Here is a 24,487-nt window from a genome sequence, read left to right as displayed (position 1 = left end):
GACCGTATGATCGTCGGGTGCTTTCCTGGACCTCCCCCGCGCTGACCCCGCTGCCCGCCTCCGGCCTCCCGCTGCGACTGCATGACACCCGCACTGGCCGGATCGCCCCGGTGGTCCCCGCCATCCCCGGCACCGCGCGGATGTACGTCTGCGGGATCACCCCCTACGACGCCACTCACCTCGGCCACGCCGCGACCTACCACGCAGCCGACCTGATGCGCCGCGCTCTGCGCGACACCGGGCTGGAGGTGCAGGTCGCCCAGAACGTCACCGACGTCGACGACCCGCTGTTCGAGCGGGCCGCGCGCGACGGCGTGGACTGGCGGGAGCTGGCCGACTCCCAGGTGGAGCTGTTCTCCGAGGACATGGAGGCTCTGCGCGTCGTCGCCCCGGAGACCTACCGCTCCGTCAGCGAGGCGATGGACGACATCATCGGCCTCGTGCAGACCCTGCGGGAGCGCGGCCGCGCCTACCCGGTCCCCGCCGAGGACGCCCTCGGCACCGACGCGGTGGACTGGTACCTCGACCTCGCCCAGGACGGCGCCCTGGGCGACGTCTCCGGCTGGAGCGAGCGGCAGATGCTGGAGGTCTTCGCCGAGCGCGGCGGCGACCCCGAGCGCCCCGGCAAGCGCGGGGTGTTCGATCCGCTGCTGTGGCGCGCGGAGCGCGAGGGCGAGCCCGCCTGGGAGGCGGGGGAGCTGGGCCGCGGCCGCCCCGGCTGGCACGTCGAGTGCGTCTGCATCGCCGAGGACGGCCTGGGCCTGCCCTTCGACATCCAGACCGGCGGCAGCGACCTGGTGTTCCCGCACCACGACCTCGGCGCCGCGCACGCGGTGGCATCCGGCCGCCCCTTCGCGGCGCTGTACGCGCACGCCGGCATGGTCGCCTACCAGGGCACCAAGATGAGCAAGTCCCTGGGGAATCTCGTGTTCATGCACCGTCTGGTGCGCGACGGGGTGGAGCCCGCGGTGGTGCGGCTGGTCCTGATGGCCCACCACTACCGCGCCGACTGGGAGTGGAGCGGTGCCGAGGAGGAGCGGGCCGCCGAGCGGCTGTCCGCCTACCGCACCGCGGCCGCCCGCGGCGGCCACCACCCCGCGGTGGTCGACGCCCTGCGGGCCGCCCTGCGCGGCGACCTGGACACCCCCACCGCCCTCGGCGTGCTCGACGCCTGGGCCCGGGAGAGCGCCGAAGGTGCTGTCGCGGCGGCTCCCACCACTCTCACGACGGATTCCGCGGCCGATGCCCGGCCGGGTGACGTCACCGCCGCCGTCGACGCGCTGTTCGGCCTCGACCTGCGGGCGTGACCCTGCGCGCCTGAGCTCCCGCCCCGCGCGGCCGCCGGCTCAGTCGTCGTCGCGGCGGCGCAGGAACTTCTCGAACTCGCGGGCGATCGCGTCCCCGCTGGCCTCGGGGAGGTCCGCGGCGTCCTGCGCCCTCTCCAGACGACGCACGTAGTCGGCGACGTCCTCGTCGGTGCGGGCCAGGTCGTCCACGCCGCGCTCCCAGGCCTCGGCGTCCTCGACCAGTTCCTGCAGCGGGATCGGCGCGGTGATCGCGTCCTGCACCTCGCGCAGCAGCGCCAGGGTGGCCTTGGGGGAGGGGTTCTGGGCGACGTAGTGCGGCACCTGCACCCACACGCTGGTGGTGCGCAGTCCGGCGCTGGTGGTGCGGCGCGCCAGGATCGTCGGCACCCCGATGGGGCCCTCGTACAGGGCCTGGTCCCGCACCTGCTCGGCCGCCCCCGGCTCGACGTGCGCGGAGACCGGCAACGGGCGCGAGTGCGGGGCGTCGGCCAGCAGGGCGCCGAGCGAGATCACGGCGCTGACGTCCAGCACCTGCAGCTGCTCGAGCACCTCGTCGCAGAAGCGCTTCCAGTGCAGGGACGGCTCCGGGCCCATCACGGTGACGATCTCGGGGCCGCGGGGTGGCTCGACGATGTGCAGCTCCGTGTCCGGCCAGTCGATCACCCGCCGGGCGTCCTCGGTGGTGCGGATCTCGGGGCGGTTCACCTGGAAGTCGATGAACTCCTCGGCGTCGACCGCGCCGGCGGGGCGCGAGGGCCAGACCTCGAGCAGGTGCTCGATGACGCTGGTGGCGGCCTCGCCCGCGTCGTTCCAGCCGCCGAACGCGGTGATGGCGATGCGACTCATCCGGCCATCATAGGTCGCCGACCACCTCCCGCGGGGCGCCCCCGGGGACCACCCCCCGCCGGGCACGGACGTCCCGCTCTGCTCCTACCCGCCGGCCCGCCCCGGCACCCAGCCGAGGGGCAGGGGACCTCGCTATCCTCGCCCCCGTCGGGCGCGCGCCCGCCGCCCCTCGAACTCCCGGAGACCACCATCCCATGAGCCAGCCCATCCTGCGTCTGGGCTCCCTGCCGCCGATCCGCTTGTCCACCGGCACGCTGCTGGCCGTGGTGGTGCTCGCCGTGATCGTCCAGCCCACCCTGATGCGCGCCGGGCTCGGGGCGGGCACCGCCATCGTCCTCGCGGTCGCCGTGGGCGTGGCGATGATCGCCTCCGTGCTGGTGCACGAGATGGCTCACGCGCTGGTGGCCCGGGCCTTCGGCGGGACGGTCGACCACATCGCGCTCACCCTGTGGGGCGGGCACACCCAGTACCGCGGGGAGGGCATCGGTGCCGCCGGCTCCACCCTCATCTCCCTGGCCGGTCCCGCCTCGAACCTGCTGCTGGCCGGATCGGCCGCCGGGGCCGCCGCGCTGATCCCCGACGGTGGCGCCGGCAGCCTGGTGCTCTCGCTGATCGGGTACCTGAATCTCGCGCTGGCCGTGTTCAACCTGCTGCCCGGGCTGCCGATGGACGGCGGCCGGGCGCTGGAATCGGTGCTCGGCGCTGTGCTGTCCTCCCGCACCCGCGGCACCCGCATCACCGCCTGGATCGGTCGCGGCATCGCCGTGCTGGTGCTGGTGGTGCCTCTGTGGCGGCTGGCCGGATCCGAGCTCGGCACCGGCACCCTGCTGACGGTGCTGTGGGCCGTGCTCATCGCCAGCCTGCTCTGGCAGGGCGCCACCCGCGCCCTGCAGGGAGCCCAGGTGCAGGACCGGGTGGAGGTGCTGGACGCGCGCGGCCTCGCCCAGCGGCTGCCGTTGCTGCCCGCCGAGCAGCCCGTCGCCGCGCTGGACCGGATGCCCGCGGGCCCCGGCCAGGTGCTCGTCGTCGCCGCGCCCACCGCTCCCGGGGCGCACCCCCAGGTGATGCTCCCGGACGCCGGCGCCCTCGCCGCCGTCCCCGCCCAGGCGCGGGGGAGCACCCCGCTCGCCGCCGTCTCCACCGCCCTCGGCCCCCTGGTGCCGCTGCGAGCGGACCTGCGGGGCGACGCCCTGGTCTCCGTCATGCTCGATGCGCCCGCGCCCTTCTACCTGGTGCGGGAGGACGACGGCAGCGCGCTCGGTGTGATCAACACCGCCCGAGTGCAGCAGCACCTGCGCGGACGCTGAACGGGCACCCCGCCGGGCGGGGCGTCGCGCCTATGCTGGGGAGCATGAGTCAGAACCCCTCCGAGCCCGTCGTCCCTGCTCCCGGGGGCACCGGCCAGGGGGACGGGCCCGCGCCCCGCGCGCCCCGCCGCGGCCTGGACCGCAGCGGCCCCCTCGACCTCGGCGACAAGGTGCAGCTCTCCGACGCCAAGGGACGCCTGCACACCATCACCCTGAAGCCCGGCGGCGAGTTCCACACCCACCGCGGCGTGCTGCGCCACGACCAGCTGATCGGCGCCGAGGACGGCACCACGGTGACCGACAACCACGGCACCCCCTACCAGGCGCTGCGCCCCCTGTACTCGGACTACATGCTGTCCATGCCCCGCGGCGCCGCGATCATCTACCCCAAGGACTCCGCGCAGATCCTGATGTGGGGCGACATCTTCCCCGGCGCCCGCGTGCTGGAGGCCGGCGTCGGCTCGGGCGGTCTCACCACCGCGCTGCTGCGCGCCGTCGGCCCCGAGGGCTCCGTGCACTCCATCGAGCGCCGCGAGGACTTCGCCGAGGTGGCCCGCGAGAACGTCGAGACCTACTTCGGCGCCACGCACCCCGCCTGGGACCTCACCATCGGCGACTTCCAGGACGTCGCGCCGACCCTCGCCCCCGAGGGCCCCGCCGTGGACCGCGTGGTGCTGGACATGCTCGCCCCCTGGGAGTGCATCGACGCCGCGGCCGAGGTGCTGGTCTCCGGCGGCGTGTTCCTCGCCTACGTCGCCACCGTCACCCAGCTCTCCCGCACCGCCGAGGCGCTTCGCGACCACGGCGAGTTCACCGAGCCCTCCGCCTGGGAGTCCTTCGTGCGGCCCTGGCACCTCGAGGGTCTGGCGGTGCGGCCCGAGCACCGCATGAACGCCCACACCGGCTTCCTGCTCACCGCCCGCCGCACCGCCCACGGCACCACGGCCATGACCCGCGTGACCCGCCCCGCGCCCGGCTCCCGGGACGAGGCGGAGCTGACCCACCCCGACAACGAGGGTTTCGGCGGCGGCGTCGAGGAATGGGGCCCCGAGGACATCGGCGAGCGCGGCGTCGCCCCCCGCAAGATCAAGCGCGCCCTGCGCGACATCCGTCAGGGCCGCGACCGCTGAGATCCGTCCGCAGACCCGCCCCGTCCGCCGGGAGGAGGACCATCCGATGAAGACCTACGCCGAGATGACCACCGAGCTCGAGCGGGCGACCGCCCAGAACGACCGGCTCACGGCCGCGCTGCGCACCGCCCGCTCCCAGATCGTCGACCTCAAGGCCGACCTGGAGCGCATCGGCGACCCGCCCAACACCTACGCGACCTTCCTGCGCCGCGCCGAGGGCACCACCGTGGACGTGCTGCATCAGGGCCGCCGCCTGCGGGTGGCGACCGCCGCCCAGATCGACCTGGACGCCCTGACCCCGGGCACCGAGCTGCGGCTGAACGAGGGTCTGGCCGTGGTCGAGGTGGTCCCGGGCACCGACGCCGGCAACGTCGTCTCCGTGGTCGAGGCGCTGCCGGATTCCCGCGTGCTGGTGGCCGTCGCCCCCGACGACATCCGGGTGCTGCGCCGCGCCGGCACCCTGACCGAGGAGCCCCTGCACCCCGGCGACAGCGTGCTGGTGGACCTGCGCGCCCAGCTGGTGCGGGAGCGGATCGACCGCGCCGAGATCACCGACCTGGTGCTCGAGCAGGTGCCCGACACCTCCTTCGACCGCATCGGCGGGCTCTCCACCCAGATCGAGACCATCCGCGACGCCGTGGAGCTGCCGTTCCTGCAGCAGGACCTCTACCGCACCTACGGGCTGCGTCCGCCCAAGGGCGTGCTGCTGTACGGCCCGCCGGGCTGCGGCAAGACGATGATCGCGCAGGCCGTCGCCCACGAGCTGGTGCTGCGTTCGGCGCAGGTGCGCGGTGTCGGCGTCGCCGAGGCCCTCGAGCACTCGGCCTTCCTCAACGTCAAGGGCCCGGAGTTGCTGAACAAGTACGTCGGCGAGTCCGAGCGCGGCATCCGCCTGGTCTTCGAGCGGGCCCGGGAGAAGGCCAGCGCGAACCACCCGGTGGTGATCTTCTTCGACGAGATGGAGGCGCTGTTCCGCACCCGCGGCACGGGCCTGTCCAGCGACGTGGAGACCACGATCGTGCCGCAGCTGCTGGCCGAGATCGACGGCGTCGAGGGCCTGGACAACGTCATCGTCATCGGCGCCTCCAACCGTGAGGACATGATCGACCCGGCGATCCTCCGCCCGGGCCGGCTGGACGTGAAGATCCGGGTGCAGCGCCCCGACGAGGCCGCCGGTCGCGAGATCCTGGGTCTGTACCTCGATGCGCAGGTGCCGCTGCGCGGGGACCGGGAGGCGCTGCTGGACCGGGCCGTCGCCCGGATCTACGACACCGCCGCCTCCAGCGCCTTCGTGCGGATCGAGTTCTCCGACGGCAGCGCCGAGACCCTCCACTTCCGCGACTTCGTCTCCGGTGCGACCCTGCGCAACATCGTGGACCGCGCCAAGAAGAACGCCGTCAAGGAGCAGTTGGCCACCGGGGAGGTCGGCGTCACCGCCGCCCACCTGGACGACGCGATCTCCGCCGAGTTCGCCGAGAACGAGGACCTGCCCTCCGCGGCGCACCCCGAGGAGTGGGCCCGCATCTCCGGACGCCGCGGCCGCCGCATCGAGTCCGTGGTGCCGCTGCTGGGCCTGGCCGCGGAGCAGTCCCGATGAGCGCCGGCCGGGGGATCACCACCGCGCGGGCGATGGGCATCGAGACCGAGTTCGGGGTGCTGCACGCCGACCTCGCCGACCGCGCCGCCACCACCGCCGGCAGCGCCATCGCGCTGTCCCACCTGGTGGTGGGTGCCTACGCGCTGCTGGACCCCGCCGAGGGGGAACGGGGCCGCCGCGTGCGCTGGGACTACGGCGACGAGTCACCGCTGCGGGACGCGCGCGGCTTCGAGATCCAGCGCGCCGCCGCCCACCCCACCCAGCTCACCGACGAGACCCACGACGCGCACCTGCCCAGCGTCGACCTCGACCAGCCGCTGCTGGGCCCCGAGACGCCGCCCGAGGGCGACGACGCGACCGTGCTGGCCTGGGCGACCCGCCGCTCCATCGGCAACGCGGTGCTGCGCAACGGCGCCCGCTGGTACGTGGACCACGCCCACCCCGAGTACTCCGCCCCCGAGGTGATGCGCGCCCGCGAGGCCGTGGTCGTCGACCGCGCCGGGGAGCTCATCGCTCAGCGGGCGATGGCGATCCTCGAGGCCGCCGAGGGCGTGCCCGCGGTGGCGCTGTACAAGAACAACACCGACGGCAAGGGCGCCTCCTACGGCACCCACGAGAACTACCTGGTGGACCGCGACGTCCCCTTCGAGGACCTGGTCGCGGCGCTGCTGCCGTTCTTCGCCAGTCGCCCCGTGCTGGTCGGCGCCGGCCGCGTCGGCCTCGGCACGCGCGGCCAGGAGCCCGGCTTCCAGCTCTCCTCCCGTGCCGACTTCCTCGAGGCCGAGGTGGGTCTGGAGACCACCCTGAACCGGCCCCTGGTCAACACCCGCGACGAGCCCCACGCCGATGCGCGCCGCTTCCGCCGCCTGCACGTGATCGTGGGCGACGCGAACCTGCTGGAGGAGTCCACCTTCCTCAAGCTCGGCACCACTTCGCTGCTGCTCGGCGCGCTGGAGGTGGCCCACCGCCGCGGCGAGGGCCTGCTGGGGGACCTCGCGCTCGTGGACCCCGTCGCCGCCGCCCGCACCCTCAGCCACGACCCGAGTCTGCGGGCGACCGTGCCCCTGCGCGACGGCCGCGCGCTGACCGCCGTGCAGATCCAGCGGGAGGTCCTCGCCGCGATCCGGCCCCTGGCGGACACGGACGACGAGGAGACCGCCCGCGTGCTCGACAGCTGGGCGGAGCTGCTGGACCTGCTCGAGGACGACCCGATGCGCGCCGCCGACCGTGTGGAATGGGTGGCGAAGCTGCACCTGCTGCAGCGCTACCGCGACCGCCACGGCCTGGGCTGGGACGACCCCCGGCTGCAGGCCATCGACCTGCAGTTCTCCGACCTCCGCCCCGGCCACGGCCTGTTCGGCAAGCTCCGCGCGAGCGGCGCCGTGCCCGCCCTGGTCGAGGCCGGGGAGGTCGAGGCGGCCGTCACCACCCCGCCCGCGAGCACCCGCGCCCACCTGCGCGGCAGGCTCATCGCCGCCCACGGCCCCGCGGTGCCCGCCGCCGGCTGGGACACCATCACCCTGGCCGGCCCCACCACGGGGCACCGCCTGCGACTGGCCGACCCCACCCTCGGCTCCGCCGCCTGGTGCGCCGCCCACGGCGTGGACCCCGCCGCCGAGCTCGACACCCTGGTGGAGGCCCTCGGCCGCGCCGTCGATCAGGACGGCCCCGCGCCCGACACCTCTCGCCCCGCCCCCGGAGTCCAGGAGGACACCCCATGAGCCAGCAGTCCCTCAACGCCCCCGGCGGCGAGGAGCCGGAGCAGACCGGCCCCGAGACCACCACCGGCGGCCAGACCTTCGCCTCCGCCCAGGGCGCCGGCGACATCCTCGACGAGATCGACGAGGTCCTCGAGTCCAACGCCGAGACCTTCGTGCGCTCCTTCGTCCAGAAGGGCGGCGAGTGAGCCGATGAAGCGCCGCGTGGGAGGTCTGGAGACCGAGTTCGGCCTGGTGTGCGTGCGCGCCGACGGCAGCCGCGCCCTGGAGCCGGAGGCCGCCGCCCGCGAGCTGTTCCGGCCCGTCGTGGCGATGGGCCGCTCCTCCAACGTCTTCCTGCGCAACGCCGCCCGGCTCTACCTCGACGTCGGCTCTCACCCCGAGTACGCCACCGCCGAGTGCGACGACTGGTGGGAGCTGGTCGCCCAGGACCTCGCCGGGGAGCGCGTCCTCGGGGACCTGGTGACGCAGGCCAACGAGCGCCTCGCCGCCGAGGGCCAGGACGCCCGCATCCACCTGCTGAAGAACAACGTCGACTCCGCCGGCAATGCCTTCGGCTCCCACGAGAACTACCTGGTGGACCGCCGCGGCGAGTTCACCCGCCTGCCGCGCTTCCTGCTGCCCTTCCTGGTCACCCGGCAGATCGTCACCGGCGCCGGCGGCGTGGTGCGCGATGACGACACCGGCGGCGGGGACGCCGGCCGGTTCGTCTTCTCCCGCCGCAGCGACCACATGTGGGAGGCGGTCTCCTCGGCCACCACCCGCACCCGCCCCATCATCAACACCCGCGACGAGCCCCACGGCGACCCCTCCCGCTTCCGCCGCCTGCACGTCATCGTCGGCGACTCCACCATGAGCGAGGTCTCCACCCACCTCCGCTTCGCCACCACCGACCTGGTGCTGCGCCTCATCGAGTCCGGCCGCACCCTGCCGGACCTGGCCCTGGCCGACGACATCGCCGCGATCCGCACCGTCGCCCGGGACCTCACGGGCATGGCCCCGCTGCCGCTCGAGGCCGGCGGCACCACCACCGCCCTGGAGGTCCAGCAGCGCTGGCTGGACCTCGCCGCCACCGTCGCCGAGGGCCCCGCCGAGCTGGCCGCCCTCCAGGACTGGCAGCGGGCGCTGGACGCCGTGCGCACCGGCGACCGCTCCTGGGCCGCGACCCACCTCGACTGGGCCATCAAGGAGCGCCTGCTCGGCCAGGTCGCCGGGCGCCGCGGCATCACCCTCGGGGACCCTGCGATCGAGCGACTCGACCTCGCCTACCACGACATCGACGAGACCCAGTCGGTGTTCCGCGCCCTGCAGAGGCGCGGCCTCGCCCCCCGCGAGGTCACCGCCGAGCGCATCGAGCACGCCCGCACCGTGGCCCCCGCCACGACCCGCGCCCACCTCCGCGGCGCCGTCGTCACCGCCGCCCAGGAGCACGGCGTGGATCACGTGGTGGACTGGACCACGATGCGCCTGGGCCGCCCCGGGGCGATGCCCGTGCAGGTCATGGACCCCTTCGCCACCGAGTCCGCCGAGGTCGACGCCCTGCTCGCGCAGATCCGCGAGGCCGGGGAGCCCGCCGCCCCGCCTCCCGCCTGAGACCCGCCCGCGGCCGCTCCGTGTCGGCTGGGAGGACTCCCGGCCGCGCCCCGTACCCTGGTGACCGCCCCGGCCCGACCGTCGGCGCACCCCGTCCCGAAAGGTCCCTCGTGATCCGTCGTCGCACCCTGCTGTCCACCGCGATCGCCGCCTCCGCCGCCCTCGGGCTGGCCGCCTGCAGCGATGACTCCTCGAACAGTGCGGCCTCCGACGCGGGTGGGGCCTCGGACGGCGGCGGCAACGCCCTGGACTCCGTGACCTTCGGCACCGACCTCGACGCGGAGCCCACCGTCGAGTTCGAGGCGCCGCTGTCCATCACCGCCCCCGAGGCGCAGGAGGTCGTGCCCGGCGACGGCGACGCCCTCGCCGAGGGCGACACCATCATCTGGAACTCCCTGTTCGTGGACGCCTCCAGTGGCGAGGTGCTGCAGTCCTGGTGGCAGGGCGCCCCCGCCGGCGGCGTGCAGGTCACCTCCGACGCGATCGGCGAGCAGGCCTTCGGCTTCCTCACCACCGCCGCCGTCGGCGCCCGCTTCGCGATGGCCGGCTGGCAGCAGGACGCCTCCGGCACCGCCGTCTCCCTGATCCAGGTCTCCGACATCCTGCGCAAGGTCGAGCCGCTGCGCGCCGAGGGCGAGGAGCAGGAGGCCTCCGGCGACTACCCGGCCGTGACCCTCGCCGAGGACGGCGCCCCCAGCCTGGACTCCACCCCCGAGGGCGAGGCCCCCACCGAGACGGTGCGCGAGGTGCTCATCGAGGGCGACGGCGAGGACACCACCCGCGAGGGCGACTACCTCACCATGCACTACACCGGCTGGAACTGGGAGACGGGGGAGCAGTTCGACTCCTCCTGGGAGCGCGGCGCCCCCTTCTCCTTCGTGCAGGGCCAGCAGCAGGTCATCACCGGCTGGGACGAGAACCTGCTGGACCTGCCCGTCGGCAGCCAGGTGATGCTGGTGATACCCCCGGCCGAGGCCTACGGCGAGGAGGGCGAGTCCGAGAGCGAGCTGGCCGGGCAGACCCTGCTGTTCGTCATCGACGTGCTCGACGCCGCCCACACCCGGGACTGACCCCGCGGGACGGCATCCCCGTCCCGCCCACCCACCGCATCCGAGGAGGACGCATGGACCGCAGCAAGCCCGAGATCGAGTTCCCCGAGGGCCCCGCGCCCACCGAGCTGGTCGTGAAGGACCTCATCGAGGGCGACGGCCCCGAGGCCGCGGCCGGCGACGTCGTCGACGTGCACTACGTCGGCGTCTCCCACTCCACCGGCGAGCAGTTCGACGCCTCCTGGGACCGCGGCGAGCCGCTGCGCTTCCAGCTCGGCGTCGGCCAGGTCATCTCCGGCTGGGACCAGGGCGTGCAGGGCATGAAGGTCGGCGGCCGCCGCCACCTGGAGATCCCCGCCGACCTCGCCTACGGCAGCCGCGGCGCCCCGCCCGTCATCGCCCCGAACGAGACCCTGATCTTCGTCTGCGACCTGGCGGCGGTGCACGAGCGCTGAGCCCCTCGCCCGATACGGAGCGGCAGGAGGGCCTGTTCGAGGCCCCCGCCCCGCCGCCACCCAGCCCCGACCCGGGCCGCCCCGACGCGGCCCGGGTCGGCGCGTTGCGCACCACCGCCGGCTTCGCCGTGGTCGAGGACGAGCCGGTGGCCCGCGTCCGCCTGATCGGGGTGCTGCCCCACCTGGACCGGCCCTTCGAGTACGCCGTCACCCCGGAGACCGCCGCCGCGGGCCCCGGCATGCGGGTGCGGGTGCGGTTCTCCGGCAAGGACACCGAGGGCATCGTCCTCGAGCGCGCCGCCGCGCCCACCACCGACCGGCCGCTCGCCCCGCTGACCCGCCTGGTCTCCGACGACGTGGTGATGCCGCCCGCCCTCATGGCCACCTGCGAGGACCTCGCCGAGCGCTGCGCCGGCAGCGTCGGCGACGTGCTGCGCCTGGCCCTGCCGCCCCGCCACGCCCGCGCCGAGAAGGCCGACCGCGCCGCCGCGGAGAAGGAGCTCGCCGCCCAGCAGGAGGACGGGGAGGAGACCGCGGAGGCCGCGGGAACCGCCTCGGAGGCGGCTGACACCGAGACGGCCCCGACCGACGGGACCCCGTCCGAGGAGACGTCGACGGAAGGGGCGGATGCCGAGGCACGACCCCGCGCCGGCACGATCCACCCGGGCCTCGCGGCGCTCATCGCCCGGGCCGGCCACCCCGAGGGTCCCGTGCCCCGCGCCTCCCTGGTGCTGGAGCCGGCCGACCCCTGGACCGTCGTCACCGCCGACGCCCTCGAGGACCTCGACCCCGCCCTCGGCGGGCTGGTCATCGCCCCCGACCAGCGCGACGTCGCCCGCCTCTCCCGGGAGCTGGACGCCCGCGGCCTCGCCCACGAGGTCCTCGCCGGCGCCGAGGGACCCGAGAAGCGCTACCGCACCTTCCGCCGCATCCTGCGCGGCGCCACCCGCATCGTGCTGGGCAACCGCTCCGCCGCCTTCGCGCCCGTCCGCGACCTCGGGCTGATCATCTGCTACGACGAGTCCGACGACCTGCTCGCCGAGCCCCGCGCCCCCTACCCGCAGATGCGCACCATCCTGCAGCTGCGCTCCCGTCACGAGCGCTGCGCCCTGCTGTTCCTGGCGTCCTCCGAGTCGATCCCCCTGCGGATGCTCATCGAGGGCGGCTACCTGCGCCGCCTGTCCCCGGTGCCGCGCCCCGCCGCCGAGGAGCGCCCCCGCGTGGTGGCGATGGACGATTACCTGCGCGAGCGCGAGGGACCCTCCGGCCACTCCCGGATGCCGCGCGAGGTGATGCGGGTGATCCGCAGCGGTCTGGAGCGCGGCCCGGTGCTGGTGCAGGTGCCCCGCTCCGGCTACGTCCCCGCCGTGGCCTGCACCTTCTGCGCCACCCGCGCGCGCTGCCCGCACTGCTCGGGGCCGCTGAGCTTCGCCGGGCGCTCCGGGCCGCTGCACTGCGGGGTCTGCGGACGCCGGGAGGACGGCTACCGCTGCCCCGAGTGCCATCGCACCGAGGTGCGCGCCATGGTCATCGGCTCCACCCGCACCGCGGAGGAGCTCGCCCGCGCCTTCCCGAAGGTCCCGCTGCAGGTCGCCGGCGGGGCGCACGGCGCCCTCGCCGACGAGCAGGTGCAGGACCCCGCGATCGTCGTCGCCACCCCGGGCGCCGAGCCCGCCCCGGCCGCGGGCTACGCCGCCGCCGTGCTGCTGGACGCCGACGCGATGCTCGCCCGCGCCGCCTACGACGCCGACGTGGAGGCCGTGCGCCGCTGGCGCAATGCCATCGCCCTGGCGCGCCCCGCCGCCGCGGGCGGGGAGGTGCTCGTGGTCGGCACCGCCACCCTGCCCGCCATCCGCGACCTCGTCGCCCGCCGCTCCGACCTGTTCCTGGAGCGGGTGCTGCACGACCGCGCCGAGCTGGATCTGCCCCCCACCTCCCGCACCGCCGAGGTGGTGGGGGAGCGGGAGGCCGCCCGCAGCTACCTGGAGCGCACCGAGCTGCCCGACGGCACCGCCGTCTTCGGGCCCGTGGACCTCGAGCGCCCCGAGGACGCCGGCCGCGCCCGCGCCGTGCTGCGCATCGAGCCGGGCCGCGCCCCGCAGCTCGCCGAGGCCCTGCGCGCCGGGGTCGCCGCCCGCAGCGCCCGCAAGGACCGCGGCTCCCTGCGGGTGCGCCTGGATCCTCCCGACGTGTTCTGATCCGGTCCCGTCCCCAGGGTGCGCCCCGGGTGCCGTCCCGCGGGGGCCTCCCGTAGGGTGCGGGGCACGACCGCGACCCCGACGACGAGGTTCCGATGCCGCGCAGCACCCCAACCCCCGACGATCCGGCCCCCGAGGCGCCCGCCCGCGACGCCACCGCGGACGGCACCCCGGTCCGCGACGAGCGGGCGCCCGGTGCCCACGATCCGGAGGTGCCCCGCCGCGCACGTCGCGTCCGGGTGCTGGGCCTGCTGGCGGGGCTCGTCCTCGCGGTGCTGGTCCACCTGGTGATGCCGGGGGACGTCCCCCACGACGCCCGGCTCACCGCGGCCGTCGCCGTGCTGATGGGCGCCTGGTGGATGACCGAGGCCCTGCCCATCCCCGCCACCGCCCTGGTGCCGCTGGTGGTGTTCCCCGTGCTCGCCCCGGACGTGGGCTTCGACGACGTCGGCGCCTCCTACGGCAACAACATCATCTTCCTGTTCATGGGCGGCTTCCTGCTGGCCCTGGCGATGCAGCGCTGGAACCTGCACCGCCGCATCGCCCTGACCATCGTCGGGGCGATCGGCACCAGCCCCGCCCGCCTGGTGCTCGGCTTCATGCTGGCCACCGCCTTCCTGTCGATGTGGGTCTCCAACACGGCTACCGCGGTGATGATGCTGCCCATCGGCGTCTCCGTGCTGCTGCTGGTCACGCGCCTGCTGCCGGAGGAGACCCGCCGCTCGACCCTCGGGGCCGTCGCGGGGGAGGACGAGGGACCTCCCGGGGACGACCCTGTCGACCACGAGAGCGCGGAGGATCCCGCGCAGGCCGGCACCGTGATCCGCTCGAACATCGGCACCGCGCTGATGCTCGGCATCGCCTACGCCGCCTCCATCGGCTCCCTCGCCACCATCATCGGCACCCCGCCCAACGCCCTGCTCGCCGCGCACCTGCAGGAGACCTTCGACGTCCGCATCGGCTTCGGCCGCTGGATGCTGGTGGGCGCCCCGCTGGCCGCCGTGCTGCTGGTGATCACCTGGCTGCTGCTGACCAAGGTCATCTACCGGCCCGAGCTGGACGAGATCCCCGGCGGCGACGCCCTGATCCGCGAGGAGCGCGGGAAGCTGGGCGCCATGAGCGGCGCCGAGCGGCGCGTGCTGGTCCTGTTCGCCCTCGCCGCCGCCAGCTGGGTGGGCCTGCCCCTGCTCTGGCCGGTGCTGCTGGGCGGGGAGCCGCCGATCGGCGACGCCGGCATCGCGATGCTCATCGCCCTGCTGCTGTTCCTGGTGCCCGCCGGCGCCGCCCGCGGGGTGCGGCTGCTGGACTGGGAGACCGCCGTGACCCTGCCCTGGGGCGTGCTGCTGCTGTTCGGCGGCGGCCTGGCGCTCAGCGCCCAGTTCGGCTCCTCCGGCCTGACCGACTGGATCGGCGAGGTCACCGCCGGGCTCGGCGGCCTGCCCGTGGTGCTGCTGGTCGCGATCGTCGCCGCCGGGGTCCTGTTCCTCACCGAGCTCACCTCGAACACGGCGACCGCCGCCACCTTTCTGCCGGTCGCCACGGCCGTCGCCACCGGCATCGGGGTGGACCCGATGCTGCTCGCGATCCCCGTGGCCATCGCCGCGACCAGCGCCTTCATGCTCCCGGTGGCGACCCCGCCCAACGCCATCGCCTACGGGTCCGGCTACGTCACCATCCCGCAGATGGTGCGCGCGGGCCTCTGGCTGAACCTCCTCTCCATCGTGGTGATCACCCTGGTCACGTGCACCCTCGCAGTCGCCGTGTTCGACCTCGCGCTCTGAGCCCGGAAGCGCCGGGTCCCGGTCCCGCCCACCTAGACTGGGGGCATCATGCGACTGCTCTTCGCCGGCACCCCCGCGGCCGCCCTGCCCTCCCTGCGCGCCCTGCTCGACAGCGAGCACGAGGTCGTCGCCGTCCTCACCCGCCCCGACGCGCCCCAGGGCCGCGGCCGCCGCCTCACCCCGAGCCCCGTCAAGGCGCTCGCCCTCGAGGCCGGCGTGCCCGTGCTCACCCCCGCAACGCTCAAGGACCCGGACGTGCAGGCCGAGCTGCGCGAGCTCGCCCCGGACGCCGCCCCCGTGGTCGCCTACGGGGCCCTGATCCCGCCGGACGCCCTCACGATCCCCGCCCACGGCTGGATCAACCTGCACTTCTCCCTGCTGCCCGCCTGGCGCGGCGCCGCCCCCGCCCAGCGCGCCGTGCTCGCGGGGCAGGACAGCACCGGCATGAGCGTCTTCCGCATCGCCGAGGGCCTGGACACCGGCGACGTCATCGCGACCTCTGCCACCCCCATCGGCGCCACCGAGACCTCCGGGCAGCTGCTGGACCGCATGGCCGTCGAGGGCGCCCCGCTGCTGCTCCGCGCGCTGGACGAGCTGGCCGCCGGCACCGCGAACTTCACCCCGCAGGACGACGACCTCGCCACCCGCGCCGCCAAGCTCACCCCCGCCGAGGCCCGCGTGGACTGGCGCCGACCCGCCGCCGAGGTCTCCGCGCACCTGCGCGGCATGAGCCCCGACCCCGGCGCCTGGAGCCTGTTGGAAGGGCAGCGGGTCAAGCTGCACGGCGTGGGGGAGACCCCCGCCGGCGACCTCCCCGCACTCGCCCCCGGGCAGCTGCACCCCACCAAGCGCGCCCTGCTGGTCGGCACCGGCACCACCCCGCTGGCGCTGGACCGTCTCTCCCCGCCCGGCAAGCGGGAGATGGCCGCCGCCGACTGGGCCCGCGGCGCCGGCCTCGCCCCCGGCACCGCCTTCGAGACCTTTCCCGAGCACCCCACCCAGGAGACCGCATGAGCCCCGAGCGACGCCCCGACGACCGCGGCGGCCGACCCCGCCGGGAGGACGGCGGACGCCGCGACGGCGGTCACCGCAACGACCGCGGCCACCAGCGCTCCGGCTCCCGTGGCCAGGGCGGCCCCCGCCGTGGCTGGTCCCAGCAGCGCCCCTCCGAGCGCGGCCGCCGCAGCACCGGCTCCCGGCAGGTCGCCTTCGAGGGCCTGCGCGCCGTGCGCGAGGACGACGCCTACGCGAACCTCGTCCTGCCCTCCCTGCTGCGCCGCCACCGCCTCTCCGGCCGCGACGCCGCCTTCACCACGGAGCTGTTCTACGGCTCCCTGCGCGCCCAGGGCCGCCTCGACGCCGTCATCGCCGCCTGCACCGACCGCCGGCTCGAGGACGTCGAGCCGGCCCTGCTGGACGTGCTGCGGCTCGGCGCCTACCAGCTGCTGGACATGGCCGTCGCCCCGCACGCCGCCACCTCCGAGACCGTGGCCCTGGCCCGCGCCGAGGTCGGCACCGGCGCCGCCAGCTTCGCCAACGCGATCCTGCGGCGCGTCGGCGAGAAGGACCTCGACACCTGGATGGCCGAGGTCGCCCCCGACCCGGAGCAGGACCTCGTCGGGCACCTGGCCGTCGTCCACTCCCACCCCCGCTGGGTGGTGCGCGCCCTCGGCGACGCCCTCGCCGCCCACGGCCGCGACCGCGCCGAGCTGCCCGCCCTGCTCGAGGCCCAGAACGCCGCCCCCGGGGTGTCCCTGGTGATGCGCCCCGGCCTCACCGACCTCGACGAGCTCATCGACGGCGGCGCCTCCGTGGCGGCCCTCAGCATCCTCGGCGCCTCCTGGCCCTCCGGCGACCCCGGTGGCCTGGACGCCGTGAAGGAGGGTCGGGCCGCCGTGCAGGACGAGGGCAGCCAGCTGATGGCCCTCGCCCTCGCCCTCGGCGCCGACGAGCTCGTCACCGCCGAGGACGACCGCCACTGGCTCGACCTCTGCGCCGGACCCGGCGGCAAGACCGCCGTGCTCGGCGGTCTCACCCTCGAGCACGACGCCGAGCTGCTGGCCACCGAGGTGCAGGAGCACCGCCGCGAGCTCGTCGAGCGCGCCGTCGCCACCCTGGTCGAGGCCGGCTGCGAGATCACCACCCGCACCGCCGACGGCACCACCCTCGGCGCCGAGCAGCCCGGGCGCTTCTCCCGGGTGATGGCCGACGTGCCCTGCTCCGGCCTCGGGGCGCTGCGGCGCCGGCCCGAGTCCCGCTGGCGTCGCAGCCCCGGGGACATCGGCCAGCTCGGCGTGCTGCAGCGCGAGCTGCTGGGTTCCGCCCTGGACGCCACCGCCCCCGGCGGCGTCGTCGCCTACGTCACCTGCTCCCCGCACCTGGCCGAGACCCGCCTGGTCGTCGCCGACGTGCTGCGCCGCCGCGAGGACGTCGAGCAGCTCGACGCCCGCGAGGCCGTCCGCGCCGGCGTGCTCCCCGCCCGCCAGGACGAGGTGGAGCTGGGGGAGGGGCCCGCCGTGCAGCTCTGGCCCCACGTGCACGGCACCGACGCGATGTTCATCGCCCTGCTCCGCCGCACCGGCGGCACCGCCACCGGCAGCACCGGGTCCGGCGCCACCGACACCGACACCGCCCGCCCCGAGGAAGGATCCCGCCCGTGAACGCCCTGTACTCGACCGACACCCAGTACATCCACCCGAGCATCCTCAACGCCGACTTCCTGCGCCTCGGCGAGGAGGTCGACGCGATCGCCACGGCCGACGCCGTCCACGTCGACGTGATGGACAACCACTTCGTGCCGAACCTGACCTTCGGCGCCGACATGGTCGAGCAGATCGCCCGCCACGCGCCGATCCCCGTGGACGCCCACCTGATGATCGACGACGCCGACACCCAGGCGCCGCTGTTCGCCGAGGCCGGCGCCGACTCCGTCACGTTCCACCTCGAGGCCGCCGACGCCCCCGTGCGCCTGGCCCGCGAGCTGCGCCGCAAGAACGCTGCCGTCGGCGTGGCTCTGCGCCCGGTCACCCCCGTCGAGCCGCTGCTCGACGTGATCGGCGAGTTCGACATGCTGCTGCTGATGACCGTCGAGCCGGGCTTCGGCGGGCAGAGCTTCCTGGAGAGCATGCTCCCCAAGATCCGCCTCGCCCGGAAGGCCATCTCCGAGGCGAACCTACAGGTCTCCATCCAGGTCGACGGCGGCGTCAGCCAGGAGACCATCGAGCGCTGCGCCGAGGCCGGCGCCAACGTGTTCGTGGCCGGCTCCGCGATCTACCGCGCCCGCGACGCCGCCGAGGAGATCGCCACCCTGCGCCGCCTCGCCGCCGAGGGCCGGCACGCCCACTGAGCACCCCCTCACCCCAGTCCCCTGAGCCCTGTGTCCTGTCCGCGGGGACTGCCGGGTCTGGGCTGAGACCCGCTGCACGCCGGAGCAGGTCGCCGGGGGTAGCGGGTCTATGCTGAGCCGGTCACGCATCGTGACGTGCTCCGGGGTCGGTGAAAGTCCGAGCCGGCGGTGATAGTCCGCGACCCGCTTCGGCGGTGGAGCCGGTGGAACTCCGGCACCGACAGTCAGAGCCTGGATGAGAGGCGCACGTCCTGACGGGACACCCGTGCGCGTATCCGCGCCCCGGTGATCCGCAGGTCCGCATGTCCTATGTCCCCCGGAGCCACTGCATCCGACGGGAGAGAGGACCGAGATGGATTTCCTGCAGTGGCTCTTCGACGCCAGGATCGAGCTGGGCGGAGGGCAGTCCCTGCTCGTCCGCGAGGTGCTCGGCAACGTCTTCGGCCTGCTCAGCGCGCTGGGCGGGATGCGACGCAAGGTCTGGGCCTGGCCCGTCGGCATCATCGGCAACCTGCTGCTGCTGACCGTTTTCCTGGGCACCCTGTTCGGCAGCCCCGACACCGTGAACCTGCTCGGCCAGGCAGGCCGCCAGATCATGTTCATCGCCACCAGCATCTACGGCTGGGTGCGCTGGCGGCAGGCGAAGGAGGCCGGCGGCACCGCCGTGCAGCCCGAATGGGCCTCCTGGGGCACACGTGCCCTGCTGCTGGTCGCCCTGGTCGGCGGCACCGCCGCGCTGACCCCGATCTTCCGCGCGCTGGGCTCCTACGAGCCCGTCTGGGCCGACGCCTGGATCTTCATGGGCTCGCTGCTGGCCACCTACGGCATGGCCAAGGGCTGGGTCGAGTTCTGGCTGATCTGGGTGGCGGTCGACATCGTCGGGGTGCCGCTGCTGGTCAGCGCCGGCTACTACGCCAGCGCCTTCATGTACCTGTTCTACGGGATCTTCACCCTCACCGGCTTCGTGGTGTGGGCGCGAGTGCGGGCCCGCCAGGACCGCGTGGAACGGGTCAGCGTCGAGACCGCGCACCTGGACCCGACCGTCACCCGGAGCGGGGGCGACCAGGCGTGACCTCCGTCCCGCCCCGGGGACGCGGTTCCCGGGGCTCCGGCGCCCCCGAGTACGCTGGCACCGTGAAGGATTTCGAGGCGCTGTACGCCGAGCTCAGCGAGAAGGCCCGCACCCGTCCGGAGAGCTCCGGCACCGTCCGCGAGCTCGACGCCGGGGTCCATCAGATCGGCAAGAAGATCGTCGAGGAGGCCGCCGAGGTCTGGATGGCCTGCGAGCACGAGAGCGACGACGACGCCGCGATGGAGATCAGCCAGCTGATCTACCACCTGCAGGTGATGATGCTCGCCAAGGGCATCTCCCCGGCGGACGTGTACCGCCACCTCTGAGCCACCCCACCCCGCCGCGGGGCCGATCGCCCCGCGTGCCGTCCGCCGCCCCGCGCGGCGAAGGAGGATCCGTGCTGCGCATCGCCGTCCCCAACAAGGGCGCCCTGTCCGAGCCCGCCGCCGAGCTGCTGCAGGAGGCGGGCTACCGCCGCCGCGGCCAGGCCAAGGAGCTGGTCGTGGTGGACCAGGAGAACGACGTCGAGTTCTTCTACCTGCGCCCCCGCGACATCGCCGTCTACGTCGGCTCGGGCACCGTGGACGTCGGCATCACCGGTCAGGACATGCTGGCCGACTCCCGCACCCCGGCCACCGAGATCCTGCCGCTCGGCTTCGCCCGCTCCACCTTCCGCTTCGCCGGGCCCGCCGGCACCGACCGCGAGCTCGGCGACCTGTCCGGCGCCCGCATCGCCACCAGCTACGAGGGCCTGGTCGAGGACCACCTCGCCGCCCACGGCATCAGCGCCGACGTCGTCCACCTCGACGGCGCCGTGGAGTCCTCCATCCGGCTGGGCGTCGCCGAGCTCATCGCCGACGTGGTCGAGACCGGCACCACCCTGCGCCAGGCGGGTCTGGAGACCTTCGGCGCCCCGATCATGACCAGCGAGGCCGTGCTGTTCTCCCGCCCCGGCATGGAGCTGGACGGCGCCGCCGCCCGCTCCCTGGAGGTGCTGGAGCGGCGCCTGCGCAGCGTGCTCGTGGCCCGCCAGTACGTGATGCTCGACTACGACATCCCCTCCGCGCAGCTCGAGAAGGCCGTCGCGATCTCGCCCGGCCTGCAGTCCCCGACGGTCTCCCCGCTGCACGGCGGCGAGTGGTCCGCCGTGCGGGTGATGGTCGAGCGCCGCGGCGCGCACCGGATGATGGACGAGCTGTACGAGGTGGGCGCCCGCGCCATCCTCGTCACCGCCATCCAGGCCTGCCGGATCTGATCCCCTGACGGCCGACGACCGCGCCGAGGAGCGGGCGGGCACCGTGGTGCTCCGCCCCCGGATGGTGCGGGTCGTCGGCTATGCGACCGGCCTGATCACCCTCGCCGGGGTGACCTTCTGGGCGGTCGTGATCCCCGGGTTCAGCTGGTACGGCCGGGCGGGCCTGGTGGTCTTCGCTCTGCTGGGCCTGCTGCTGTGCCACCTGGAGGCGCGGGTGCGGCTCGAGGCCGGTCCCGACCGCCTGCGGGTGGTCAACCACCTGTCCACCCGCGAGCTCGACTGGGCGGAGATCATCCAGGTCAGCTACCCGATGGGCGATCCCTGGGCGCACCTCGACCTCGCCGACGGCTCCACCCTGCCGCTGATGGCCCTGCAGCGCTCCGACGGCCGTCGCGCGGTCGCCGGCGCCCGCCGCCTCGCGGCCCTGGTGCGGGAACGGGGCGAGGCGGCACCGGAAGCCGGCGCGGGCTGAGCCCGTCCGGCGGCGTCGCTCCTGCCACGGGGGTCACCCGGGCAGGTCGCTGGTCCCCGGGGCGTTGCTCAGGGCCGGGGGATCAGCCGTGCCGCCCGGCGCCCGGCGAGCGCGGCCAGCAGGAAGGCCGCCCGGTCCTGCGCCAGGGAGCGTCCCATCGTCGACAGCCGCAGGGGCAGCGCCTCCAGCGCGTCCCCCAGCCCCTCGGCACCGACCTCCACCACCCGGTGGTGCACCCCGCGCGACGCCGCCGGCGCCAGGATCATCGAATCCGCCTGTTCCCTGATAGACGCATGAATAGAGCTGTACTCGGGATCGACCGGCGCCAGTACCGGCAGCTCGGCCGGCACCCAGCAGGCACGCCCCAGGGCGGTCCCCGCATGGTGGGAGAGGCCGCGGTGGCGCTCGCGGGCATCCCCCTCGGAGACCCGCAGGGCCCCCACCGGGGCGCCGCCGAGGCTCGCCGTCGCGTGCAGCGCCTCCGCCACCTGCAGACCCGAGAAGCCCCAGGGGGTGCCCGATCCCAGGTTCCCCGGGCCCTGCACCACCACCGCGACCCCGGCCCCCAGCACGTGCCGCGCCCCGAGCAGGGCCGAATGCAGGGTCACCGCCTCGTGGTCGCCGCCGAAGGCCTGGCCGGCGCTGATCACGCCTTCCAGCAGCCCGTGCTCCCGCAGCACCGCGGCCGTGCGGGAATAGGCCGCGGGCAGGGCGGCCGCGTCGGCGTGGACCAGCACGATCCGCGCCCCGGGTACCGTCGCACGCACCCCGGCCACCACCGCCGGCAGGGAGGAGTGCAGGTCGGTGGCGACCACCGGCATGCCCTCCAGCGACTCGGCGGCGGCCATCACCGCGTGGTGGGGGCTCGCGGGGTCGTCGAGGGCGTCGACCATCGTCTGCTGCGGGGTGTACCGGGCCTTCATCATGTGCCCGGCGGGGGTCTCCGGCGCCGGGAGGGCGTCGGGGCGGGCGATCACCAGGGCCTCCCCGCCGGTGCCCAGGCCGCGACGCAGGGCATTGGTGTTCAGCAGCACCGTCTCCCCGGGCTCGGGGGTCCCCGTCAGCTCGGGGTAGGCGAGCGCATCGATCACGGCGCCGTCCGCGGCCGCCGCGGCCGCAGCGGTCGTCGCCTCCGCCGTCCCCGGATGGTCCTCGAGCCGGACCCGCAGCCGGGCCACCCCCGGCCAGGAGTCCCGCCCAGCGACCACGGTCCCGCGTTCCCAATGCAGCATGCGCCCAGCGTAGAGGGCACGCGGAGCCCGGCGGCGCACCTCCCCGGCCGGACCCTGCGCGCCCGCTAGGCTGGCGCGGTGGCTGCCCGAGGTGTGGAACGACTGCTCAACGTCATCATGACGATCGGTTCGCGACGCCGGATCGACCGCGCCAAGCTCTTCACGGTGATCCCCGAGTACGCGGACGCCCCCAGCGAGACCGCCGCCGAGCGCATGTTCGAGCGCGACAAGGCGCAGATCCTCGAGCTGGGGCTGCCGCTGCGCACCGAGGCGGACCTCTTCGACGAGAACACCGTCTACTACCGCATCGAGGCCGCGGAGGCCGATGCGGTGCTCGACCTCAGCACCGAGGAGTACACGGTGCTGCTGGCCGCGAGCCGCGCCTGGGACGACGCCGCCGCCGGGGGAGCGGCCCGCCGGGTGCGCGCCAAGCTGCTCAGCCTCGGGCACGACGCGGACCCCGACCTGCTGCGCCGTACCCCCCGCGGCGCCGTGGAGTCGCTGCCCGTGCTCTCCCCGCTGCTGGAGGCCGTCACCGCCGGCACCGCCGTCGGCTTCGCCTACCGCAGCGCCCGCGGCCAGCTGCAGGACCGGCGCGTGGAGCCCTGGGTGGTCGGCGTCCACGACGGGCACTGGTACCTGCTGGGCTGGGACCTGGACCGGGAGGCCTCCCGGCTGTTCCGCGCCTCCCGCATCGAGTCCTTCCCCGAGCGCGGCGGCACCGCCACCCGGCCCCGCCCCGCGGACCTCGACATCGCCTCCGCCCTCGGCGCGCAGGACCCCTCCTCGGAGACCGCGTCCGCCGAGCTGCGGGTGGAGCCCTTCAAGGCGCTCGCCCTGCGCGAGCGGGCCGGCGCCGCCCTCGACGCCCCCACCGTGACCCTGCCCCCGCAGCCGCGGGCCGCCGCCCGGCGCCAGATCCTCGGAGACGCCCGCTGGATCGAGCTGCTCGTCCCCGCCGCCTGGCGCGAGGAGCTGGCCTGCGTCCTCAACGCCGTCGCCGAGCGTCACGCGGGCCCCGCCGACACCGCCCCGCTGGAGAGCGCGAGCCCCCGCGTGCCGCGCCGCATCCGCACCACCACCACCGGCACGGACCGGCTCTCCCGCCTGATCTCCGAGGCCTCCTACGTGATGCAGCGGGGGGAGGTGGAGCTGGCCGAGCTCGCCGCCGCCGTCGGCATCAGCGAGAAGCAGCTGGTCGCGGACCTCGAGATCCTCTTCCTCTGCGGGGACCTCGGCACCGGCTGGGAGGACCTGATCGAGGCGGAGTGGGAGCACGGCGTGGTGCGGGTGCGCAACGCCGAGCCGCTGCGCCGCGGCCTGCGACTGAGCGCCGCCGAGGTCACCGCGCTGCTGGCCGGGATCGCCGCGCTCGAGCCCTCCGCGGGGGAGACCGCCGCCGTCCTCGCCTCGGCCCGCGCGAAGCTGTTGGCCAGCATCGATCCGAGCGTCGAGGCGGTCACGCCGTCGGCCGAGGTCGCCGTCCCCGCGGCGGCGGATCCCGCCGGGCGGGCCGAGCCCGCGGGCGACCGCGCCGAGCGGGTGCTGGCCGCCGTCCAGGCCGCCCTGCCCACCGCCGAGGGGGAGGCCGGACCGGGCCTCACCATCCGCTACTCCGCCCCCGACCGTCCCGGCACCAGCGTCCGCCGCATCCACCCGCTGCGCCTGGAGACCTCCGGTCCTCGCTCCTACCTGCTGGCCGACTGCGAGCTCGCCGGGGGACGTCGTAGCTTCCGCCTGGACCGGGTGGTCGAGGTGCTGGACCCCGGCGCAGTGCAGCACCGCGACGAGCCGACCCCCGTGGTGGACCTCTCCGGAATCGTCGAGGAAGGGGTCTGGCTGCGCCTGGAGCCCCCCGCGCGCTGGGTGGCCGAGGCCTTCGAGGCGGCCGAGCTGCGCGACGCCCCGGCCGCGGGGGAGCAGGCCCCCGTGGTCTACGCGCGGCTCGAGGCCCCGGTGCGGGCCGCCCTGGTCGACGCCGTGCTGGAGGCCGCCGGCGCCGCCGAGGTGCTGAGCCCGCCCGCGCTGAGAGACACGATCGTGATGGTGACGCGGGAGACCGCCTCCCGCCACGGCGCCCCGGACGCGATACCCTGAGCAGTGCCCATCCCGCGATGGGAACCGTCGCC

21 protein-coding genes and 1 riboswitch are annotated in these 24,487 nt (G+C 75.0%); of the genes, 19 read left to right on the top strand and 2 right to left on the bottom strand.

The features are described from left to right. Window positions 1-17 precede the first annotated feature (17 nt). Complete coding sequence (gene mshC, locus OM98_RS10805; protein ID WP_010534641.1) at window positions 18-1,307, top strand: cysteine--1-D-myo-inosityl 2-amino-2-deoxy-alpha-D-glucopyranoside ligase; 1,290 nt, start codon at window positions 18-20, stop codon at window positions 1,305-1,307. Between the two features lie 39 nt (window positions 1,308-1,346). Here the strand turns inward: mshC and OM98_RS10800 are convergent, their stop codons facing one another. Next, on the bottom strand, window positions 1,347-2,153 hold the full coding sequence (locus OM98_RS10800; protein WP_010534640.1) for a PAC2 family protein: 807 nt from the start codon (window positions 2,151-2,153) through the stop codon (window positions 1,347-1,349). A 194-nt stretch (window positions 2,154-2,347) separates the two neighbouring features. Between OM98_RS10800 and OM98_RS10795 the strand changes: the two genes are divergently transcribed. The 17 genes from OM98_RS10795 to OM98_RS10715 all read left to right on the top strand — a co-directional run bounded on the left by OM98_RS10795 (window position 2,348) and on the right by OM98_RS10715 (window position 21,126). Next, complete coding sequence (locus OM98_RS10795; RefSeq protein WP_010534639.1) at window positions 2,348-3,460, top strand: site-2 protease family protein; 1,113 nt, start codon at window positions 2,348-2,350, stop codon at window positions 3,458-3,460. Between the two features lie 44 nt (window positions 3,461-3,504). Beyond that, window positions 3,505-4,590, top strand: a complete 1,086-nt coding sequence (locus tag OM98_RS10790; RefSeq protein WP_010534638.1) for a tRNA (adenine-N1)-methyltransferase — start codon at window positions 3,505-3,507, stop codon at window positions 4,588-4,590. 46 nt (window positions 4,591-4,636) lie between these two features. Beyond that, window positions 4,637-6,187, top strand: a complete 1,551-nt coding sequence (gene arc / locus OM98_RS10785) for a proteasome ATPase (protein WP_010534637.1) — start codon at window positions 4,637-4,639, stop codon at window positions 6,185-6,187. After that, window positions 6,184-7,908: a depupylase/deamidase Dop gene (gene dop / locus OM98_RS10780; protein WP_010534636.1), complete on the top strand. Its 1,725-nt coding sequence runs from the start codon at window positions 6,184-6,186 to the stop codon at window positions 7,906-7,908. Before arc ends, dop begins: the two co-directional genes overlap by 4 nt. Beyond that, entirely contained in the window at window positions 7,905-8,093 is a 189-nt protein-coding gene (locus OM98_RS10775; RefSeq protein WP_010534635.1) for a ubiquitin-like protein Pup, read from the top strand. Before dop ends, OM98_RS10775 begins: the two co-directional genes overlap by 4 nt. 4 nt (window positions 8,094-8,097) lie before the next feature. Beyond that, window positions 8,098-9,498, top strand: coding sequence for a Pup--protein ligase (gene pafA / locus OM98_RS10770; protein WP_010534634.1), 1,401 nt, complete (start codon window positions 8,098-8,100; stop codon window positions 9,496-9,498). 110 nt (window positions 9,499-9,608) lie between these two features. Continuing rightward, entirely contained in the window at window positions 9,609-10,568 is a 960-nt protein-coding gene (locus tag OM98_RS10765; RefSeq protein ID WP_010534633.1) for an FKBP-type peptidyl-prolyl cis-trans isomerase, read from the top strand. Window positions 10,569-10,621: 53 nt separating this feature from the next. Then, window positions 10,622-11,002 carry an FKBP-type peptidyl-prolyl cis-trans isomerase gene (locus tag OM98_RS10760; RefSeq protein WP_010534632.1) on the top strand — a complete coding sequence of 127 codons (381 nt, stop codon included), beginning with the start codon at window positions 10,622-10,624 and terminating at the stop codon, window positions 11,000-11,002. Between the two features lie 104 nt (window positions 11,003-11,106). Further along, complete coding sequence (locus OM98_RS10755) at window positions 11,107-13,200, top strand: primosomal protein N' family DNA-binding protein (protein WP_010534631.1); 2,094 nt, start codon at window positions 11,107-11,109, stop codon at window positions 13,198-13,200. A gap of 95 nt (window positions 13,201-13,295) precedes the next feature. Beyond that, window positions 13,296-14,981: an SLC13 family permease gene (locus OM98_RS10750; RefSeq protein WP_010534630.1), complete on the top strand. Its 1,686-nt coding sequence runs from the start codon at window positions 13,296-13,298 to the stop codon at window positions 14,979-14,981. Window positions 14,982-15,029: 48 nt separating this feature from the next. Next, window positions 15,030-15,995, top strand: a complete 966-nt coding sequence (fmt, locus tag OM98_RS10745) for a methionyl-tRNA formyltransferase (RefSeq protein ID WP_010534629.1) — start codon at window positions 15,030-15,032, stop codon at window positions 15,993-15,995. Further along, the gene (locus OM98_RS10740) at window positions 15,992-17,641 is read left to right on the top strand and encodes an RsmB/NOP family class I SAM-dependent RNA methyltransferase (RefSeq protein ID WP_010534628.1); all 1,650 of its coding nucleotides are present in this window, start codon (window positions 15,992-15,994) and stop codon (window positions 17,639-17,641) included. The genes fmt and OM98_RS10740 overlap by 4 nt, the downstream gene beginning before the upstream one ends. Then, window positions 17,638-18,327, top strand: a complete 690-nt coding sequence (gene rpe / locus OM98_RS10735; protein ID WP_010534627.1) for a ribulose-phosphate 3-epimerase — start codon at window positions 17,638-17,640, stop codon at window positions 18,325-18,327. Before OM98_RS10740 ends, rpe begins: the two co-directional genes overlap by 4 nt. 132 nt (window positions 18,328-18,459) lie before the next feature. Next, window positions 18,460-18,578: riboswitch (FMN riboswitch) on the top strand. A gap of 101 nt (window positions 18,579-18,679) precedes the next feature. Further along, window positions 18,680-19,399, top strand: coding sequence for a nicotinamide riboside transporter PnuC (gene pnuC / locus OM98_RS10730; protein WP_010534626.1), 720 nt, complete (start codon window positions 18,680-18,682; stop codon window positions 19,397-19,399). A 62-nt stretch (window positions 19,400-19,461) separates the two neighbouring features. After that, window positions 19,462-19,725 carry a phosphoribosyl-ATP diphosphatase gene (locus OM98_RS10725; RefSeq protein ID WP_010534625.1) on the top strand — a complete coding sequence of 88 codons (264 nt, stop codon included), beginning with the start codon at window positions 19,462-19,464 and terminating at the stop codon, window positions 19,723-19,725. Window positions 19,726-19,796: 71 nt separating this feature from the next. After that, window positions 19,797-20,654 (top strand): ATP phosphoribosyltransferase, encoded by an 858-nt coding sequence (gene hisG, locus OM98_RS10720; protein WP_010534624.1) that lies wholly within the window; start codon window positions 19,797-19,799, stop codon window positions 20,652-20,654. A 43-nt stretch (window positions 20,655-20,697) separates the two neighbouring features. Continuing rightward, window positions 20,698-21,126 carry a PH domain-containing protein gene (locus OM98_RS10715; RefSeq protein ID WP_010534623.1) on the top strand — a complete coding sequence of 143 codons (429 nt, stop codon included), beginning with the start codon at window positions 20,698-20,700 and terminating at the stop codon, window positions 21,124-21,126. Between the two features lie 68 nt (window positions 21,127-21,194). On the opposite strand, the gene OM98_RS10710 is transcribed toward OM98_RS10715, so the two are convergent. After that, on the bottom strand, window positions 21,195-22,358 hold the full coding sequence (locus OM98_RS10710) for a DUF3866 family protein (RefSeq protein WP_029362815.1): 1,164 nt from the start codon (window positions 22,356-22,358) through the stop codon (window positions 21,195-21,197). A gap of 78 nt (window positions 22,359-22,436) precedes the next feature. Here OM98_RS10710 and OM98_RS10705 point away from each other — a divergent pair, with 78 nt between their 5' ends. Beyond that, complete coding sequence (locus OM98_RS10705) at window positions 22,437-24,455, top strand: WYL domain-containing transcriptional regulator (protein ID WP_245528770.1); 2,019 nt, start codon at window positions 22,437-22,439, stop codon at window positions 24,453-24,455. Window positions 24,456-24,487: the final 32 nt, after the last annotated feature.

This window comes from Brachybacterium squillarum M-6-3, assembly GCF_000225825.1.
GTDB lineage: Bacteria > Actinomycetota > Actinomycetes > Actinomycetales > Dermabacteraceae > Brachybacterium > Brachybacterium squillarum.
Note: the sequence above shows the minus strand (reverse complement) of the source record. Positions and strands in the feature narration are given on the sequence as shown.